We start from the raw sequence: 15,416 nt of genomic DNA on the forward strand, positions 1-15,416 counted from the left end.
CGCAAGGAGTGATGATGAAAAGCGTAGTCATTGAACAGCCAGAACAGCTTACGATAGTTCAACGCTCGCTGCCGCAACCTGCGGCCGGCGAAGTGAGAGTCAAAATAAAATACGCCAGTATTTGCGGCTCGGACGTCCATATCTGGCACGGACATAATCCGTTCGCCAGATACCCGCGGGTCATCGGCCATGAATTCTTTGGCATTATTGACGCAGTTGGCGCTAGGGTCGATGCAACCCGACTCGGTATGCGTGTCGCGGTTGATCCGGTGGTCAGCTGCGGCCACTGCTACCCCTGCTCCGTCGGCCGACCAAACGTTTGCAGTCAACTGCAGGTAATTGGCGTACACCGTGATGGCGGTTTCAGCGAATATGCCGTGGTGCCCGATGCCAATGCCTGGCGCCTGCCACAGCAGATTGACGATCGGGTGGCGAGCCTGGTTGAACCCTTTACCATTGCAGCCAATATCTGTGCGTTTGTCCAGCCCCAGCCCGATGACATTGCGCTGGTGTATGGCGCTGGCCCGATGGGACTGACCGCCATCCAGGTGCTAAAAGGGGTATACGGTGTGAAACAGGTTATCGTTGCCGATCGCATCGATCAACGTCTGCAAATGGCCAGCGATAGCGGCGCAGACTTAATCCTTAATAATAGTGAAATCACGCTGGCAGAACAGCTTGGTAGCATTCAGCCGACGCTGATTATTGATGCCGCCTGCCACCCCGCCATTCTGGCTGAGGCGGCCGCGCTGGCCTCACCGGCCGGACGCATCGGTCTGCTAGGGTTTTCAGCTGCCCCCTGTTCTATCACCCAACAAAGCCTGACCAGCAAAGAGCTTTCCATTTTTACCTCAAGGTTAAACAGTCGCCGCTTTCCACAAGTTATTCGCTGGATGGCCGAGGGGAAAATTCAGCCACAGAAGCTGGTAACCCACTATATCCCGTTAGCTGAAATTGAACGGGCTATGACCCTGTTTGAAAGCGATCCGCAGGCGTGCTGCAAGGTTATTCTGGCGATTTAGTCACCAGCACCGCAGCACCAGGAGGCAAAACGGGCACCCTCAATGCCGCCTCGCCTCCCCCTACAGCAATAAATATAACAACGGAGTGACTATGCTTAAGAATCTGCGCTGGACCCTCGTTCTGCTGCTGTTTCTGGTCTATATGATCAACTATCTCGACCGCGTGGCGCTTTCCCTCACCGTGCCGATGATAGAAAAAGACCTGATGCTTAATGCCGCCCAGTTCGGCATGATTTTCGGCAGCTTCTTTTTTGGTTATGCCCTGTTCAATTTTCTCGGCGGGCTGGCCACCGACAGGTTCGGCCCCACCCTGGTGATGGGGCTGGCTGTCGGTTTGTGGTCGCTATTTTGCGGTCTGACTGCCATTGCCAGCGGATTCTGGTCAATGCTTATTTTGCGGGTGCTGTTCGGCATGGCGGAAGGTCCGATTTGCGCCTCAGCCAATAAAGCAATTAACGGCTGGTTTCCTAAAAAACAGGCCGCCACCGCCATGGGACTGCTGAGCGCCGGATCGCCACTGGGCGGGGCGGTGGCCGGGCCGCTTATTGGCTGGATGGCACTGGCCTTTGGCTGGCGGCTGGCATTTGTCATCATTTGCACTATCGGCATCCTGTGGATGGTTATCTGGTTTTTGCTGGCCGCAGACAGTCCGGAAAAAAGTCGCCGGGTCAGCGCCGAAGAACGCGCGCTGGTAAACCGCCTGAAAAACCAGCAGCAGGCGCCGGAAGATCGCCTGACCGAGGTCAGACACGGTCTTGGCTACTATCTGCGCCAGCCGGTGATTATGGTCACTGCATTTGCTTTCTTTTGTTATAACTACATTCTGTTTTTCTTTCTTAGCTGGTTCCCGGCATATCTGGTTCAGGCTCACCACCTCGACATTAAATCCATGAGCTTAACCACGGTTATCCCATGGATTGTTGGCTTCGTCGGCCTCGCCCTCGGCGGCTGGATTTCCGATAAAATCTTTCATATTACGGGCAAATTGCTGCTGTCACGCAAAATCGTACTGGTGGTTTCACTGCTCGCTGCCGCCCTTTGCGTGGCGCTGGCCGGTAACGTACAGGGTGTAGGTTCCGCCGTAGCCCTGATGTCAATCTCTATCTTCTTTTTGTACATTACCGGTGCCATCTACTGGGCAATTATTCAGGATGTCGTCCATGCCTCACGGGTAGGCGGCGTCAGCGGTTTTATTCACCTCATCGGCAGCCTTTCCGGCATAATCGGTCCGATTGTCACCGGTTTTCTTGTACAGCGCACCGGTCACTTTAACAGCGCTTTTCTGCTGGCGGGAGTTGTCGCCGCGTTGGGCGCACTGCTGGTGTTATGGGTGATAAAAACGCCAAAAACCGATAACAACCCGGTTTCCGCCTGATGCATGCGGGCGCCATAACGGCGTCCGCCAGCAACCATAAGGACGCTTATGCTGACACTTTCCGCGCTGAAAAACAGCGTAATCACACCTGATTACGACCGCAACCGGCTGCGCACCCGGATGGTTCATATTGGCTTTGGGGCCTTTCATCGTGCTCATCAGGCATTATGTGCTGACACGCTGGCGCGCAACCATGGCAGCGACTGGGGCTACTGCGAGATCAACCTTCACCGGGGAGAACTTATTCACGCCCTGAATGCACAGCATGGCCTTTACAGCGTGGCAGAAATGGCAGGAGATTGCCTTTCACTGCGCGTGGTTGGTGTGATTAAACAGGGTATCCATGCCGCTGCGGCAGAGATAACAACAGCGCTTGAGGCGCTGTGCCAGCCGGAGGTCGCGATCGTTTCCATCACGGTGACGGAAAAAGGCTATTGCCATTATCCGGCCAGCGGGCAACTCAATCCAGACCATCCGGATATCATTCACGACCTGGCTAATCCGCACTCGCCCCGCTCTTTACCCGGCATATTACTGGCCGCTATTGGTCTGCGTCGCCAGCGTGGGCTGGCCCCTTTCAGCATCATGTCCTGCGATAACATGCCGGAAAACGGACGGGTCACCCGGCAGGTGGTCTGCGGGCTGGCCCGCTTGCAGGATCAGGCATTAGCGGAGTGGATTAGCAGCAAAGTGGCTTTTCCTTCCACCATGGTGGATCGCATTGTCCCGGCAATGAATGCTGAAAGCCATCAGATGGTGCGTCAGCACCTGGGCTGTGACGATCCGGTGGCCGTGGTGTGTGAACCCTTTTTTCAATGGGTGATCGAAGATAACTTTGTCAGCGGACGTCCCTGCTGGGAAAAGGCCGGTGCACAGTTAGTGGCCGACGTGCTGCCCTATGAGGAAATGAAACTACGCATGCTCAACGGTAGCCACTCATTTCTTGCCTATCTCGGCTATCTCGCCGGATACGAACACATCAGTGACTGCATGACCGATGCCAGTTTACGTCAGGCCACCCGTGAGCTGATGCTGGCAGAGCAAGCCCCGACGCTAAAGATTAAAGGTGTTGACCTGACCGCCTATGCTGACGCCCTGCTTGCCCGCTATCAAAACCACGCGCTGCGCCACCGTACCGAGCAGATTGCGACAGACGGCACGCAGAAACTGCCGCAGCGCTGGCTGGAGAGTATTCGCTGGCATCTGCGGCAGGGTAGCGATTTTACGCTACTGGCACTGGGGGTAGCGGGCTGGATGCGCTACGCCGGCGGTATCAACGAACAGGGTGAGAAGATTGCGCTGCGCGACCCGCTGGCCGCTGAGCTGGCGCAGCGTGTTGCCAGCACAGCACAGGGACCAGCACGGGTCACGGCATTGCTCGGTTTGCAGGCCGTTTTTGCAGAGGATTTGCCGCGCAATCCGCTGTTTGTTGCTCGCGTGACGGACTGTTACCAGCAGCTGCTTACTCTGGGGGCGCGGCAAACGGTGCAGCGGCTGATTCAGCACCGCCAGCGCTGATATCACGTTTGCGACGGAAAGCGCTGGCACAACCCCAGGCAGCTGTTTAGACTGTCTTCTGCCTGCGGATGTTAACCGGAAAATACTCATGTCCATCGCCTACAACTTCACGGCCTGTGAGCCAGTCAATCAGCAGATTTACCGGCTTTTGCGTCAGGATATCGTCACCTGCGCAATTCATCCCGGTTCGTTGTTGTCGGAAAAAGAAGTCTCCAGCCGTTTTAACGTATCGCGTCAGCCGGTACGCGAAGCCTTTATTAAGCTGGCTGAAAGCGGACTGGTGCAGATACTGCCCCAGCGCGGTACCTTTGTACGTAAAATATCTGCCCGCCAGGTTGCTGACGGACGCTTTATTCGTGAAGCGGTGGAAAGCGCCGTGGTACGTCGTGCGGCACGTGAAGCTTCGCCACAGGCGTTAAATCAGCTGGCACATAATCTTGAATTGCAGCAACTGGCCGCTGCACGCCAGGACAGCCAGCGTTTTTTATTGCTCGACGATGAATTTCACCGGCTGATTGCGCAAAGTATTCACTGCGAACTGGCCTGGGAAACGGTAGAAAATATAAAAGCCACTATGGACCGGGTACGTTTTCTCACCCTGAGCGAGGTCTCGCCGCCACATAGTCTGATCCAGCAACATGAGAAAATCTACCAGGCGTTGCTAGCACGTGACGTCGATGCCGCTGAACAGGCGATTCAGACACATTTGCAGGCGATTATTTTTTCCATCACCCCGGTTGCCGAACGCAATGCCAGCTGGTTTGATGAATTCTGACGCGCAGCCGGGGAAGCAGAAACCCCCCGGCGGCGGCCCGTCAGGCTATGGTAACCTTTTTGTCGAGGTAGACATCCTGCACCGCATTAATCAGCGCTACCCCCTCTTTCAGTGATTTTTTAAACGCCTTACGCCCCAGGATCAGCCCCATCCCCCCGGCCCGTTTGTTAATGACCGCGGTGCGCACCGCATCAGCCAGGTCGGTATCCCCACCCGCCGCGCCGCCTGAATTGATTAATCCGGCACGCCCCATATAACAGTTAGCCAGCTGATAACGCACGAGATCAATCGGATTGTCGCTGGTCAGCTTGCTATACACTTTCTCGTCGGTATAACCAAAATTCACCGCCTTATAGCCGCCGTTGTTCTCAGCCATTTTCTGCTTAACAATATCGGCGCCGATGGTGGCTGCCAGATGGTTAGCCTGCCCGGTCAGGTCAGCGCTGGCATGATAATCAACACCCTGTTTTTTAAAGTCATTATTGCGCAGATAAGCCCAGAGTACCGTCACCATACCCAGTTCGTGGGCACGTTCAAATGCCAGCGAAATTTCTTCAAGCTGGCGGCGTGACTGTTCGGAACCAAAATAGATAGTGGCGCCTACCGCGACGGCACCGAGGTTGAACGCCTGTTCGACGCTGGCATACAGAGTTTGATCATACTGGGTCGGATAACTCAGGGTTTCGTTGTGATTGAGCTTTACCATAAAGGGAATTTTATGGGCATAGCGCCGGGAAACGGAAGCCAGCACGCCATAAGTTGACGCCACACAGTTACAGCCCGCTTCAATCGCCAGCTCGACGATATTTTTAGGGTCAAAATAGCGCGGATTGGCGGCAAAAGACGCCCCTGCAGAGTGTTCAACGCCTTGATCCACCGGTAAAATAGAGAGATAACCGCTGCCGGCCAGCCGGCCGGTATTGTACAACGTTTGCATATTACGCAACACGGCAGGGGAACGGTTGTTATCAATCATGACCCGATCAACATAATCCGCGCCCGGTAAATACAGGCTATCCGCTGGAATGGTCATGCAGCGATGTTGCAAAAGTGAATCTGCATCTTTGCCCAATAACTGTACGATGTCCGTCATGCTCGCTCCTGTTGAGTAGATAGCCGCCATGCGGCCGTGATGTCTGTATAACAAACGCCCTCTATCCTGCACGTAAATCGCCTCAGCTGGCAAATTGCTGACACCATTTTTCAGAACCGCCCTGGGAATCCGCCGGGGCATTTACCACCACTGATAAAAATGGTGCACCGGTCCGTTTCCCGTACCAACAGCCAGGCGGTCAGCCTGTTGCAATGCGCCCTGCAGCCACTGCTTTGCTGCCTGCACCGTTGCCGGCCAGTCGTCGTGGCGCGGTCTCAGCGCAGCAAGGGCGGCAGAGAGCGTACAGCCGGTACCGTGGGTATTTTTTGTCGCAATCCGGGGGGCGCTAAAGCGCCACTCACCCTGCGCTGTCAGCAACCAGTCCGGACTCTCATCGTCAGATAAATGCCCCCCCTTCATTAGCACCGCCTGACAACCCCCAGCCAGCAATTTACGTCCCTGCAATAACAGGGCATGTTCATCCCGCGCTGGCGCACACTGCAACAAAGCAGCGGCTTCCGGAATATTAGGGGTGATCAGTGACGCCAGCGGTAATAACCGCGTGCGCAACGCCGTTATGGCTTGCGGTGCCAGCAGGGCATCACCACTTTTTGCCAGCATAACCGTATCCAGCACCAGCCAGCGGCAGCGGCGGGTGCGCAAACGGTCAGCGACTTGTTCAATCACCGCCGCATTAGCCAGCATACCGATTTTTATCGCGTCTATCTGTACATCTGAAAACACCGAATCCAGTTGCGCGCCAATAAATGCCGGATCGACCGGCAGAACTGACTGCACGCCACGGGTATTTTGCGCCACTAATGCGGTAATCACGCTGCAACCATAAGCGCCGAGAGCCGAAAAGGTTTTCAGGTCCGCCTGAATGCCGGCGCCACCGCTGGGATCGGTACCGGCAATGGTTAATGCATTAACCCGCATCATGGCGTCAGCTCGCGATGACTGAGCTGCCACAGCGCATCAATAAAATCACTGCGAAAGCTACCGGGACCACGCGCCAGTCGGCGGGCCTGCTCGCCAGCCCGGGCAAATAACCAGCAGGCGCAGGCCAGATTTTCCAGCCGTTCACCAGGCAAACAGGCAAACGCTGCCACCAGCGCAGAAAGCGCACAGCCGGTCCCCACCACCTGAGTCATCATGGCGTCGCCGCCGCTGACCGACAGGGTCTGTTCCCCATCGCACAGGTAATCCTGTACCCCGCTAATCACCACTACAGCCCCACAGGCGCGGGCAAGCCGATGCCCGGCCTCAATGGCCTGAGAAGCCGCATGCTGGCTGTCTACGCCGCGACCGCTCACCGGCAGTCCCGCCAGCGCCATAATTTCGGAGGCATTGCCACGGATCGCCGCCGGTCGGTATTCCAGAAGCTGCCGGCAAAAATCGCTGCGCAGCGACAATACGCCTACCGCCACCGGGTCAAGGGTCTAGGGACGCTGATGCTGGTTGGCAGCAATCACTGCCGCACGCATCGCCTGACCACGCCGTTGAGTCAGGGTGCCGACGTTAATCAGCAACCCACTGGCCACAGCGCTGAACTCTGCCGCCTCCTGCGGATCAATCACCATGGCCGGTGAGGCGCCTGCCGCCAGTAACACATTGGCGGTGAACCCCTGTACCACGTCATTGGTCATGCAGTGAACTAAAGGTGCAGACTGTGAGAACTGCGTCAAAATGCGGGTAGTTTGTTGATCCCGCAACAACGTTGGCTGGTTCATATATTCTCCCAACCGGCTATAAAGAAGTGATACCGGTCAGGCATCTGACTTCCCTACGCTGGCATTATCCAGATCAGGTAATACGGGTTTGTCTCAGCCTTCACAAAGAAGGGCACCCCGAGTCATTTAAATTAAGAATCAACCAGTTAAAATTAACACCACGTTAATCCCTCAGCAGGATAATGCCAGTGGTAAGTCAAAGACACAACCTCATAAAAATGCACAGTGTTCCAGTGGGTAACCGATGTGATGGCCCATTTGCTTAGGCTGGTGACGAAAAAAACCGGGTTATCCCAACCATAGATTTAGCGATTATTATCATTTTCTGCCGGAATGGTTGTAATAAAATTGCGCTAAGTATGGGCGACGGCAGCAAGGATATGCAGACCTTTAAGGCGGACGCAAAACAAGCCGAGCCACCGGTAAAGTTATCAAGCCATGTCTGTTTTCAAAACCATTTCAGTGTCGGTTCACTCGGTGATACGTAGTTGCTATATTAAATCTTATTAATATATTAAAATTGTCTGAAACCGTATGGATTGCCACTTAACACCGTTTTTCAAGGAGTCATTAGATGTCAGATGAAAATAACCTTTCCCCTGTGGTGCCATTTGACACCGGGATTGACCTGAATCAGGCACAACAGCAAGGAAAGGCCGTTATTCAGTTTATGGAAAATGCGGGCATCAAAGAAGCAACGTTCAAAACAGGTATGTATTATCACCATAATGAATCAACCGGTACTTCAACCGTTGCTGCTGATAGCATAATGATGATTCAGCATGAGCATACGACCCAAATTATTATACGTCATCCTGGCAGCACACCCGAACAAGCTTTAGCAGAAACTAACGCCTTATCGACACAAAAAGCGATTGGCGCATTTTCCGGAAAATCTCAACCTTGGGTTTCCACACAAAATCTTCCCGAAAAAAACAGTGACTGACCTAAAGCATCATGCCGGTTTTTAGCCGGCATTATGCCGCCTGCTTCTTAATACTCTGTTTGTTACGCTAAAACCTGACGATACGGTCGCGGCCATCGTGACCACATTGTTCAATAGCTAAGAAGTTGATAATGCTATCCGGCCAATTTCACAGTAACAGACATTTCCTGTCCCCACAGCCTTGCGCCTGAGGTCACGTCAGTCCGCATGCGGACGCAGCTTTCGCCCTGGCTTGATCCTGGTCAAGCTGTGTAAGGCAAAAACAGCGCTTAATGTCGGCGGCTATCCGGGTCGTTGCACCGACGGTTTTACTGTTCTGATACGGGAGATCAACGTGTTATCACTTCTGTTACGCTGCCATGCATTACGCTTAAGAATCAAACAGCTTGAGCAGCATAATCGCCAGCTGGAGCGCCAGTTAACCGGCGCACATCAGTGTATTCGCCTGCAGGCGGAAAAAAACTTTCAGCTGTATAACCAGTGCCGTTGCTGTAAAAGGCCAGCCAGTGCGCAAATTTTGCAACTGACTGAAAGGTGACGGCTGATTGCGGCTGCAAATACTGACCTGACACACCGGGTTATCAATAACCTTATTCTGATTACAACGGCCGCTTAACCTGCGTCAGCTGCCTTGTACAGGGTGTTATTACTCTCTTCCTCTGCGTCCGCCGTCGGCGGTAACACGCCCGTATCGTTGTCATATATAGCGCGAAATGCACACCTGGCATGTTAATTCTTTGTTATTTTAAACAGACAGCTGATGCGCGCTACCTGCGCTGGCGGGTGCGCGTAATAACAGACAACAGCACGACTCTATTACTGGCTCAGGAAGTATTTACATGGAAATTCGCCCCTTCAGCGAAGAGGACCGCCCTTTTCTGCGCACCCTCTATTTAGCCTCGCGTAAAGCCAGCTGGCACTGGTTGGATCAGCAGGCATGGCAGCTGGAAGATTTCGACCACATTATTATTGGTGAGCGGGTCTGGGTAGCAATTGAACAGCAGCGGCGGGTTGGCTTTGCGGCGGTTAACGTCAGCGACAACTTTTTGCATAGCCTGTATATTGGCCCTGAGTGGCAGCGGCGCGGCATTGGCAGCGCGCTGCTGGACCAGGTTGAAGCCACCTTTACCGCCCACGGAGCGCTAAAATGCCTGGCAGCCAACAGCGCCGCCCTCAGCTTTTATCAGCAGCGCGGCTGGCAGATGGTGTCCTACGGTGAAAGTGAGCAGGGGAAATACGTGCTGATGCACCTTAATAAATCGCCCGGCCCACGCTAACCCCTGTGCCGTTATACTGCTCTGAAAGCAATTTCGTCAGGAATCACTTCGCCACGCCAGTAGAGTTGTGCCGCCACCCGGGCGGCCAGCTGACGATACAACGCGGTAAATTCGCTGTCGGGCTGCCGAATCACCGTCGGCTGTCCGCAGTCAAGATCTTCACGCAGGCTGATATGCAGCGGCAGCTGGCTCAGCAAAGGGACAGCATAGCGGGCGGCGAGACTTTCCGCGCCACCTGTACCAAAAATGGCTTCCTGATGTCCGCACTGGCGGCAAATATGAATGCTCATATTTTCAACAACACCCAGCACCGGCACCTCCACTTTGTTAAACATCACAATGCCTTTGCGCGCATCAACCAGCGCAATGTCCTGTGGCGTAGTCACCACCAGCGCCCCGGTTACCGGTACATTTTGCGCCAGCGTCAGCTGTATATCCCCGGTTCCCGGCGGCATATCCAGGACCAGATAATCAACATCCGGCCATAGCGTTTCATTCAGCAGTTGTAACAGCGCCTTGCTGGCCATTGGCCCGCGCCAGACCATGGCATTATCATCCGTCACCAGATAACCAATTGAGTTGCTTGCCAGCCCATGCGCCATTACCGGCTCCATATGGGTGCCATCTGGTGACGTTGGCCGCTCACCTTCACAACCAAGCATGGAAGGCAGCGAAGGACCGTAAATATCGGCGTCTAATATGCCAACTTTCGCCCCTTCCGCCGCCAGCGCTAGCGCCAGATTCACCGCAGTGGTGGATTTACCGACGCCGCCTTTGCCTGAGCTAATGGCAATAATGTTTTTAATACCATTAACGCCCGGCTGGCCCTTCACCCGCTTAAGCGTGGCGATCTGATGGCGCAGTTTCCAGCTGATTGCCCGGGCACCACTTAACCGTAACAGTTCACCGCTCAGTTGCGCCTGCAGCTGTTCAAATCCCTGTTGCCAGGCAAAAGGCATCGTCAGCTCAAGGTGCAGAACCTCGTCAATCAGTGCGCAATGGTGTAACGCTTTCAGACTGGTTAAGTTGTGCTCAAGCGTTGGATGTTCAAACGTGGCCAGCGTCCCCACCACCAGCGCCCGCAGCGCTTCCGGTGATTGCTGACCGGGGGATTGTGAACGCATCCCGACTCCTTACATTGTTGTCATTTCTGCTACAACGGGTTAATTAGCGTTAAGCATATCAGATGTCAGTTCCCTGCGGGACTGAGGCAAAAGTTTGCGCCGGGCATCCCGCCAGATATGCGGGTTATGTTTACGGCAGGGCGCGCTTTCAGGTAACATCAAAGCCCCCTTTTTTAATCAGGATCAGCAAGTCTTACTATGACTCAAGTCGCGAAGAAAATAATGGTAACGTGCGCTTTGCCGTACGCAAATGGCTCCATCCATCTCGGCCACATGCTCGAGCATATTCAGGCAGATATTTGGGTGCGTTACCAGCGAATGCGCGGCCATACGGTATATTTTATCTGCGCGGACGATGCCCATGGCACGCCGATTATGCTTAAAGCCCAGCAGCTGGGGATCTCCCCGGAGCAGATGATTGCTGAAATGAGTCAGGAACATCAGACAGACTTTGCCGGTTTTGATATCAGTTATGATAACTATCACTCAACCCATGGCGAGGAAAACCGCGAACTGTCAACGCTGATTTATCGCCGGCTGAAAGAGAATGGTTTTATTAAAAACCGCACCATCTCTCAGCTCTACGATCCGGAAAAAGGCATGTTTTTGCCCGATCGATTCGTCAAAGGAACCTGCCCGAAATGTAAAGCGGTCGATCAGTATGGCGATAACTGTGAAGTATGCGGTGCCACCTACAGCCCGACTGAACTGATTGAGCCGAAATCGGTGGTCTCCGGCGCCACGCCGGTGATGCGTGATTCTGAACACTTTTTCTTCGACCTGCCGGCCTTCAGTGAGATGCTGAAAGCCTGGACACGTTCCGGGGCGCTTCAGGAACAGGTTGCCAATAAAATGCAGGAGTGGTTCGAATCCGGGCTGCAGCAGTGGGATATCTCGCGCGATGCCCCCTATTTTGGTTTTGAGATTCCGGACGCGCCGGGTAAATATTTTTACGTCTGGCTGGATGCGCCAATTGGCTACATGGGGTCATTTAAAAACCTGTGTGATAAGCGTGGCGACATTGACTTTGATGCCTTCTGGAAAAAAGACAGCAGCAGCGAGCTGTATCATTTTATCGGTAAAGACATTGTCTACTTCCACAGCCTGTTCTGGCCGGCCATGCTGGAAGGCAGCGGCTTCCGTAAACCGGATAACCTGTTTGTGCACGGCTACGTTACGGTTAATGGCGCCAAAATGTCTAAGTCACGCGGCACCTTCATTAAAGCCAGCACCTGGTTAAAACATCTTGATGCCGACAGCCTGCGTTACTACTACGCAGCCAAGCTCTCTTCACGCATTGATGACATCGATCTTAGCCTGGAAGACTTTGTTCAGCGGGTTAATGCCGACATTGTCAATAAACTGGTTAACCTTGCCTCGCGCAATGCTGGCTTTATCAGCAAACGTTTTAACGGCCGGCTGTCGGCGCATCTGGCCGATCCGACACTGTATAAAACCTTTACTGACGCCGCACAAAGCATTGGCGAAGCCTGGCACAGCCGGGAATTCAGCCGGGCAATTCGCGAGATCATGGCCCTTGCCGATCTTGCTAACCGCTATGTCGATGAACAGGCCCCCTGGGTGGTGGCGAAGCAGGAAGGTCGTGAGGCCGATCTCCAGGCTATCTGTACCATGGGTATCAATCTGTTCCGCATATTAATGAGCTGGCTGAAGCCGGTTCTACCAAAACTGAGCGAACGCGCAGAAGCGTTTCTGCAAAGCGAACTCAGCTGGGATGGTATTCAGCAACCGCTGCTTGACCACAGTATTGCCCCCTTTAAGGCACTTTACAGTCGCATTGACATGGACAAGGTAACCGCCATGGTTGAAGCCTCAAAAGAAGAAGCTGCCGCGGCAACGCCTGCCGCCGCCAGCGGTGCACTGGCCGACACGCCGATTCAGGAAACCATCACTTTTGACGACTTCGCCAAAGTGGATATGCGCATAGCGCGTATTGTGCAAGCTGAATTTGTCGCAGGCTCGGATAAGCTGCTGCGTCTGCAGCTGGATTTAGGAGGCGAAAGCCGGCAGATATTTTCCGGTATCCGCGCCGCCTACCCCGACCCATCTTTACTGGTGGGACGCCTGACCATTATGGTGGCTAATCTGGCGCCACGTAAGATGCGCTTCGGCCTCTCTGAAGGCATGGTCATGGCGGCGGGTCCCGGTGGGAAAGCGATCTTTTTGCTCAGCCCGGACAGCGGTGCACAACCCGGTATGCAGGTAAAATAACGCTTGAGGTACGGGTGGCCGCCGCCGCCCACGGTTATCTTTTCCGCCGGCGGTTTGCGTACAGCGCAACCGCCGGATGGAAGCAGCGAGGGTCGGACGATGAAAATAATCAGTGGCATCAGACAACTCGGTTACCTGTTACGCGCGCTACTGATCATTTATCTGTGTCTCTATGCCGGCCGCGCTATCGGCTGGCTGCTGCCATTGTCCCTTCCTGCCAGCATTATCGGCATGCTGTTACTCTTTACCCTGCTGGCAACACAGATTATCCCGCTGCACTGGGTGAAACCCGGCTGCCATTTGCTGATTCGCTACATGACGCTACTGTTTGTGCCAATCAGCGTCGGCGTGATGAACTATAGCGATCTGCTACTGGCCCAGTTTGGACCCATTGTTGTCTCCTGTGTCATCAGTACGCTGATCGTACTGATCAGTGTCGGACTCTGTGCTCATCACTTAGCGGGCGGCAGTAAAACGCCTCCGGAGGACGCGTCACAACCATGAACGATTTCTGGTGGTCAGTGCCGTTAACGCTGGTGGTTTTTCTTTTTTGCCGCCGACTGGCAGCCCGGCTGAAAATCCCGCTACTCAACCCGCTGCTGTTATCGGTTGCGGTGATCATTCCCATACTGCTGCTAACCCACACCCCTTACAGCCGTTATTTTCAGGGCAGTGCCATCCTTAATCAGCTATTACAACCTTCGGTGGTTGCGCTGGCGCTGCCACTGTATGAGCAAATGCAGCAAATCCGCGCCCGCTGGAAAACCATCCTTAGCGTCTGTTTTATCGGTTCGATGAGCGCGATGATCAGCGGCACCGCTATCGCCCTGTGGATGGGTGCTTCGCAGCAAATTGCCGCGACTATTATGCCCAAATCGGTCACCACGCCAATTGCCATGGCGATTTCCGCCAGCCTCGGCGGTATTCCGGCCATCAGTGCAATCTGCGTATTACTGGCCGGTGCGCTTGGTGCAGTATTTGGCCATACGATCCTCAATCTACTGAAAATCCGCAACAAAGCTGCCCGTGGTCTGGCGATTGGTAACGCCTCTCATGCGCTGGGTACCGCACGCTGTGCCGAAATTGACCTGCAGGAAGGCGCGTTCAGCTCACTGGCGCTGGTGATTTGCGGCATTATCACCTCACTGCTGGCCCCTGTACTGTTCCCGCTGCTGCTCGCCCTGGTCTGAATTTGCCTGACATCACAGGCAAATTTCCTTTTTTTCATACATTGCATTTATCAGGTGACTAATATCACGATTAATAATTAATTTGCTCGCTAAAATCGTCCGCCGGTTCGGTGAGAAAGGTTTAGCATCATGCAAACACGTTTTACCCGCGCGCTGGCGTCGCTGCCGGACAGTCTGCGCGCTGCCATCACACCGCTGGTTTCAGCCGCTGATTTTCAGGCCAGCTTTTCCGCTGAACAGGTCAGCATGCTGTGCCAGCAGACGCAGCTCAACCGGCAACAGCTGGCTTTTGCACTGCTGCCGCTGGCCGCCGCCTGCGCCTGGACGCCGATCTCTCAGTTTAATGTCGGCGCCATTGCCCATGGTGCCAGCGGGCATTTCTGGTTAGGTGCCAATATGGAGTTCAGCGGCACAACCATGCAGCAGACGGTGCATGCAGAACAAAGCGCCATCACCCACGCATGGATGAAAGGTGAAAGCGCGCTGCAGGAAGTGACGGTTAATTACACCCCGTGCGGCCATTGCCGCCAGTTTATGAATGAGCTGAACAGCGCCAACCAGCTGGTTATACAGCTGCCGGGACGTCAACCGGCATTGCTCCATCACTACCTGCCGGATGCCTTTGGTCCACAGGATCTGCAGATCAGCCGTCTGCTGATGGACCCGGTGGATCATGCACTGACGCTGCAGGGTGATGCACTGACCCGGCTGGCATTGCAGGCCGCTAATCGCAGCTATGCCCCCTACAGCAACAGCTGGAGCGGCATTGCGTTACAGCTGGCCAACGGCCAGCAGTTTAGCGGCAGCTACGCAGAAAATGCCGCCTTTAATCCCAGCCTGCCACCTTTACAGGCAGCGCTTATTATGCTGAATATGGCCGGTGAATCGCTGCTGGCGATTAAACGTGCGGTGCTGGTTGAAAAACGGGATGCCCGGTTATCACAGCATCCGGCGACGGCAGCCACCCTTGCAGCGCTGGGTTGCCATCATCTTGAATGCATCCACCCTGAAGCGGGTTAATGTTTAACCATCCTGATTTTTTTACTTGCTTTTGTTAGCACCGGTTAACAAAAGCTGTACTTCAGGCTGTTTTTTCATAGGATCAAAAGTCAAAACTTTCTCAGAACAGAA

The 15,416-nt window shown here is 54.3% G+C and carries 14 protein-coding genes, 1 pseudogene and 1 riboswitch; of the genes and pseudogenes, 11 read left to right on the forward strand and 4 right to left on the reverse strand.

The annotated features are described in order from the left end of the window. Positions 1 to 14: 14 nt before the first annotated feature. From BL249_RS14985 to BL249_RS15000, 4 genes are all read left to right on the forward strand, one after another. The gene (locus tag BL249_RS14985) at positions 15 to 1,022 is read left to right on the forward strand and encodes a Zn-dependent oxidoreductase (protein ID WP_099705684.1); all 1,008 of its coding nucleotides are present in this window, start codon (positions 15 to 17) and stop codon (positions 1,020 to 1,022) included. 91 nt (positions 1,023 to 1,113) lie between these two features. Further along, positions 1,114 to 2,397: an MFS transporter gene (locus BL249_RS14990; RefSeq protein WP_099705685.1), complete on the forward strand. Its 1,284-nt coding sequence runs from the start codon at positions 1,114 to 1,116 to the stop codon at positions 2,395 to 2,397. Between the two features lie 48 nt (positions 2,398 to 2,445). Next, entirely contained in the window at positions 2,446 to 3,915 is a 1,470-nt protein-coding gene (locus BL249_RS14995; RefSeq protein WP_099705686.1) for a mannitol dehydrogenase family protein, read from the forward strand. Positions 3,916 to 4,003: 88 nt separating this feature from the next. Next, complete coding sequence (locus tag BL249_RS15000) at positions 4,004 to 4,690, forward strand: GntR family transcriptional regulator (protein ID WP_099705687.1); 687 nt, start codon at positions 4,004 to 4,006, stop codon at positions 4,688 to 4,690. 40 nt (positions 4,691 to 4,730) lie between these two features. Here the strand turns inward: BL249_RS15000 and fbaB are convergent, their stop codons facing one another. From fbaB to thiM, 3 genes and pseudogenes are all read right to left on the reverse strand, one after another. Continuing rightward, positions 4,731 to 5,783 (reverse strand): class I fructose-bisphosphate aldolase, encoded by a 1,053-nt coding sequence (gene fbaB / locus BL249_RS15005; RefSeq protein ID WP_099705688.1) that lies wholly within the window; start codon positions 5,781 to 5,783, stop codon positions 4,731 to 4,733. 141 nt (positions 5,784 to 5,924) lie between these two features. After that, entirely contained in the window at positions 5,925 to 6,725 is an 801-nt protein-coding gene (gene thiD / locus BL249_RS15010) for a bifunctional hydroxymethylpyrimidine kinase/phosphomethylpyrimidine kinase (protein ID WP_099705689.1), read from the reverse strand. After that, positions 6,722 to 7,516 (reverse strand): annotated as a pseudogene (gene thiM / locus BL249_RS15015) (hydroxyethylthiazole kinase). The gene thiD and the pseudogene thiM overlap by 4 nt, the downstream one beginning before the upstream one ends. A gap of 33 nt (positions 7,517 to 7,549) precedes the next feature. Continuing rightward, a riboswitch (TPP riboswitch) is annotated at positions 7,550 to 7,646 on the reverse strand. A gap of 444 nt (positions 7,647 to 8,090) precedes the next feature. Here thiM and BL249_RS15020 point away from each other — a divergent pair. From BL249_RS15020 to BL249_RS15030, 3 genes are all read left to right on the forward strand, one after another. Beyond that, complete coding sequence (locus tag BL249_RS15020) at positions 8,091 to 8,462, forward strand: hypothetical protein (RefSeq protein ID WP_099705690.1); 372 nt, start codon at positions 8,091 to 8,093, stop codon at positions 8,460 to 8,462. A gap of 334 nt (positions 8,463 to 8,796) precedes the next feature. Next, the gene (locus BL249_RS15025) at positions 8,797 to 9,000 is read left to right on the forward strand and encodes a hypothetical protein (protein ID WP_143354785.1); all 204 of its coding nucleotides are present in this window, start codon (positions 8,797 to 8,799) and stop codon (positions 8,998 to 9,000) included. Between the two features lie 301 nt (positions 9,001 to 9,301). Beyond that, positions 9,302 to 9,739 carry a GNAT family N-acetyltransferase gene (locus BL249_RS15030; RefSeq protein ID WP_099705692.1) on the forward strand — a complete coding sequence of 146 codons (438 nt, stop codon included), beginning with the start codon at positions 9,302 to 9,304 and terminating at the stop codon, positions 9,737 to 9,739. A gap of 11 nt (positions 9,740 to 9,750) precedes the next feature. Here BL249_RS15030 and apbC read toward each other — a convergent pair whose 3' ends face one another. Further along, on the reverse strand, positions 9,751 to 10,863 hold the full coding sequence (gene apbC / locus BL249_RS15035) for an iron-sulfur cluster carrier protein ApbC (protein ID WP_099705693.1): 1,113 nt from the start codon (positions 10,861 to 10,863) through the stop codon (positions 9,751 to 9,753). A gap of 198 nt (positions 10,864 to 11,061) precedes the next feature. Here apbC and metG point away from each other — a divergent pair, with 198 nt between their 5' ends. From metG to cdd, 4 genes are all read left to right on the forward strand, one after another. Beyond that, on the forward strand, positions 11,062 to 13,095 hold the full coding sequence (gene metG, locus BL249_RS15040; protein WP_099705694.1) for a methionine--tRNA ligase: 2,034 nt from the start codon (positions 11,062 to 11,064) through the stop codon (positions 13,093 to 13,095). A 99-nt stretch (positions 13,096 to 13,194) separates the two neighbouring features. Next, complete coding sequence (locus BL249_RS15045) at positions 13,195 to 13,599, forward strand: CidA/LrgA family protein (protein ID WP_099705695.1); 405 nt, start codon at positions 13,195 to 13,197, stop codon at positions 13,597 to 13,599. Then, a complete protein-coding gene (locus BL249_RS15050; RefSeq protein WP_099705696.1) occupies positions 13,596 to 14,285 on the forward strand; it encodes a CidB/LrgB family autolysis modulator in 690 nt (229 codons plus the stop codon). Before BL249_RS15045 ends, BL249_RS15050 begins: the two co-directional genes overlap by 4 nt. Before the next feature lie 129 nt (positions 14,286 to 14,414). Further along, positions 14,415 to 15,305: a cytidine deaminase gene (gene cdd / locus BL249_RS15055; RefSeq protein ID WP_099705697.1), complete on the forward strand. Its 891-nt coding sequence runs from the start codon at positions 14,415 to 14,417 to the stop codon at positions 15,303 to 15,305. The last annotated feature ends 111 nt before the right edge of the window (positions 15,306 to 15,416 follow it).

This window comes from Erwinia sp. OLFS4, from assembly GCF_002752165.1.
In the GTDB taxonomy this organism is placed as follows: Bacteria; Pseudomonadota; Gammaproteobacteria; order Enterobacterales; family Enterobacteriaceae; genus Izhakiella.

What these genes read in the sequence shown, in the direction of transcription:
- BL249_RS14985 (WP_099705684.1), top strand. Translation starts at nt 15, where the DNA reads ATGAAAAGCGTAGTCATTGAACAGCCAGAACAGCTTACGATAGTTCAA.
- apbC (WP_099705693.1), bottom strand. Translation starts at nt 10,863, where the DNA reads ATGCGTTCACAATCCCCCGGTCAGCAATCACCGGAAGCGCTGCGGGCG.
- BL249_RS15045 (WP_099705695.1), top strand. Translation starts at nt 13,195, where the DNA reads ATGAAAATAATCAGTGGCATCAGACAACTCGGTTACCTGTTACGCGCG.
- cdd (WP_099705697.1), top strand. Translation starts at nt 14,415, where the DNA reads ATGCAAACACGTTTTACCCGCGCGCTGGCGTCGCTGCCGGACAGTCTG.
- BL249_RS14990 (WP_099705685.1), top strand. Translation starts at nt 1,114, where the DNA reads ATGCTTAAGAATCTGCGCTGGACCCTCGTTCTGCTGCTGTTTCTGGTC.
- BL249_RS15050 (WP_099705696.1), top strand. Translation starts at nt 13,596, where the DNA reads ATGAACGATTTCTGGTGGTCAGTGCCGTTAACGCTGGTGGTTTTTCTT.
- BL249_RS15030 (WP_099705692.1), top strand. Translation starts at nt 9,302, where the DNA reads ATGGAAATTCGCCCCTTCAGCGAAGAGGACCGCCCTTTTCTGCGCACC.
- BL249_RS15020 (WP_099705690.1), top strand. Translation starts at nt 8,091, where the DNA reads ATGTCAGATGAAAATAACCTTTCCCCTGTGGTGCCATTTGACACCGGG.
- fbaB (WP_099705688.1), bottom strand. Translation starts at nt 5,783, where the DNA reads ATGACGGACATCGTACAGTTATTGGGCAAAGATGCAGATTCACTTTTG.
- BL249_RS14995 (WP_099705686.1), top strand. Translation starts at nt 2,446, where the DNA reads ATGCTGACACTTTCCGCGCTGAAAAACAGCGTAATCACACCTGATTAC.
- BL249_RS15000 (WP_099705687.1), top strand. Translation starts at nt 4,004, where the DNA reads ATGTCCATCGCCTACAACTTCACGGCCTGTGAGCCAGTCAATCAGCAG.
- metG (WP_099705694.1), top strand. Translation starts at nt 11,062, where the DNA reads ATGACTCAAGTCGCGAAGAAAATAATGGTAACGTGCGCTTTGCCGTAC.
- thiD (WP_099705689.1), bottom strand. Translation starts at nt 6,725, where the DNA reads ATGATGCGGGTTAATGCATTAACCATTGCCGGTACCGATCCCAGCGGT.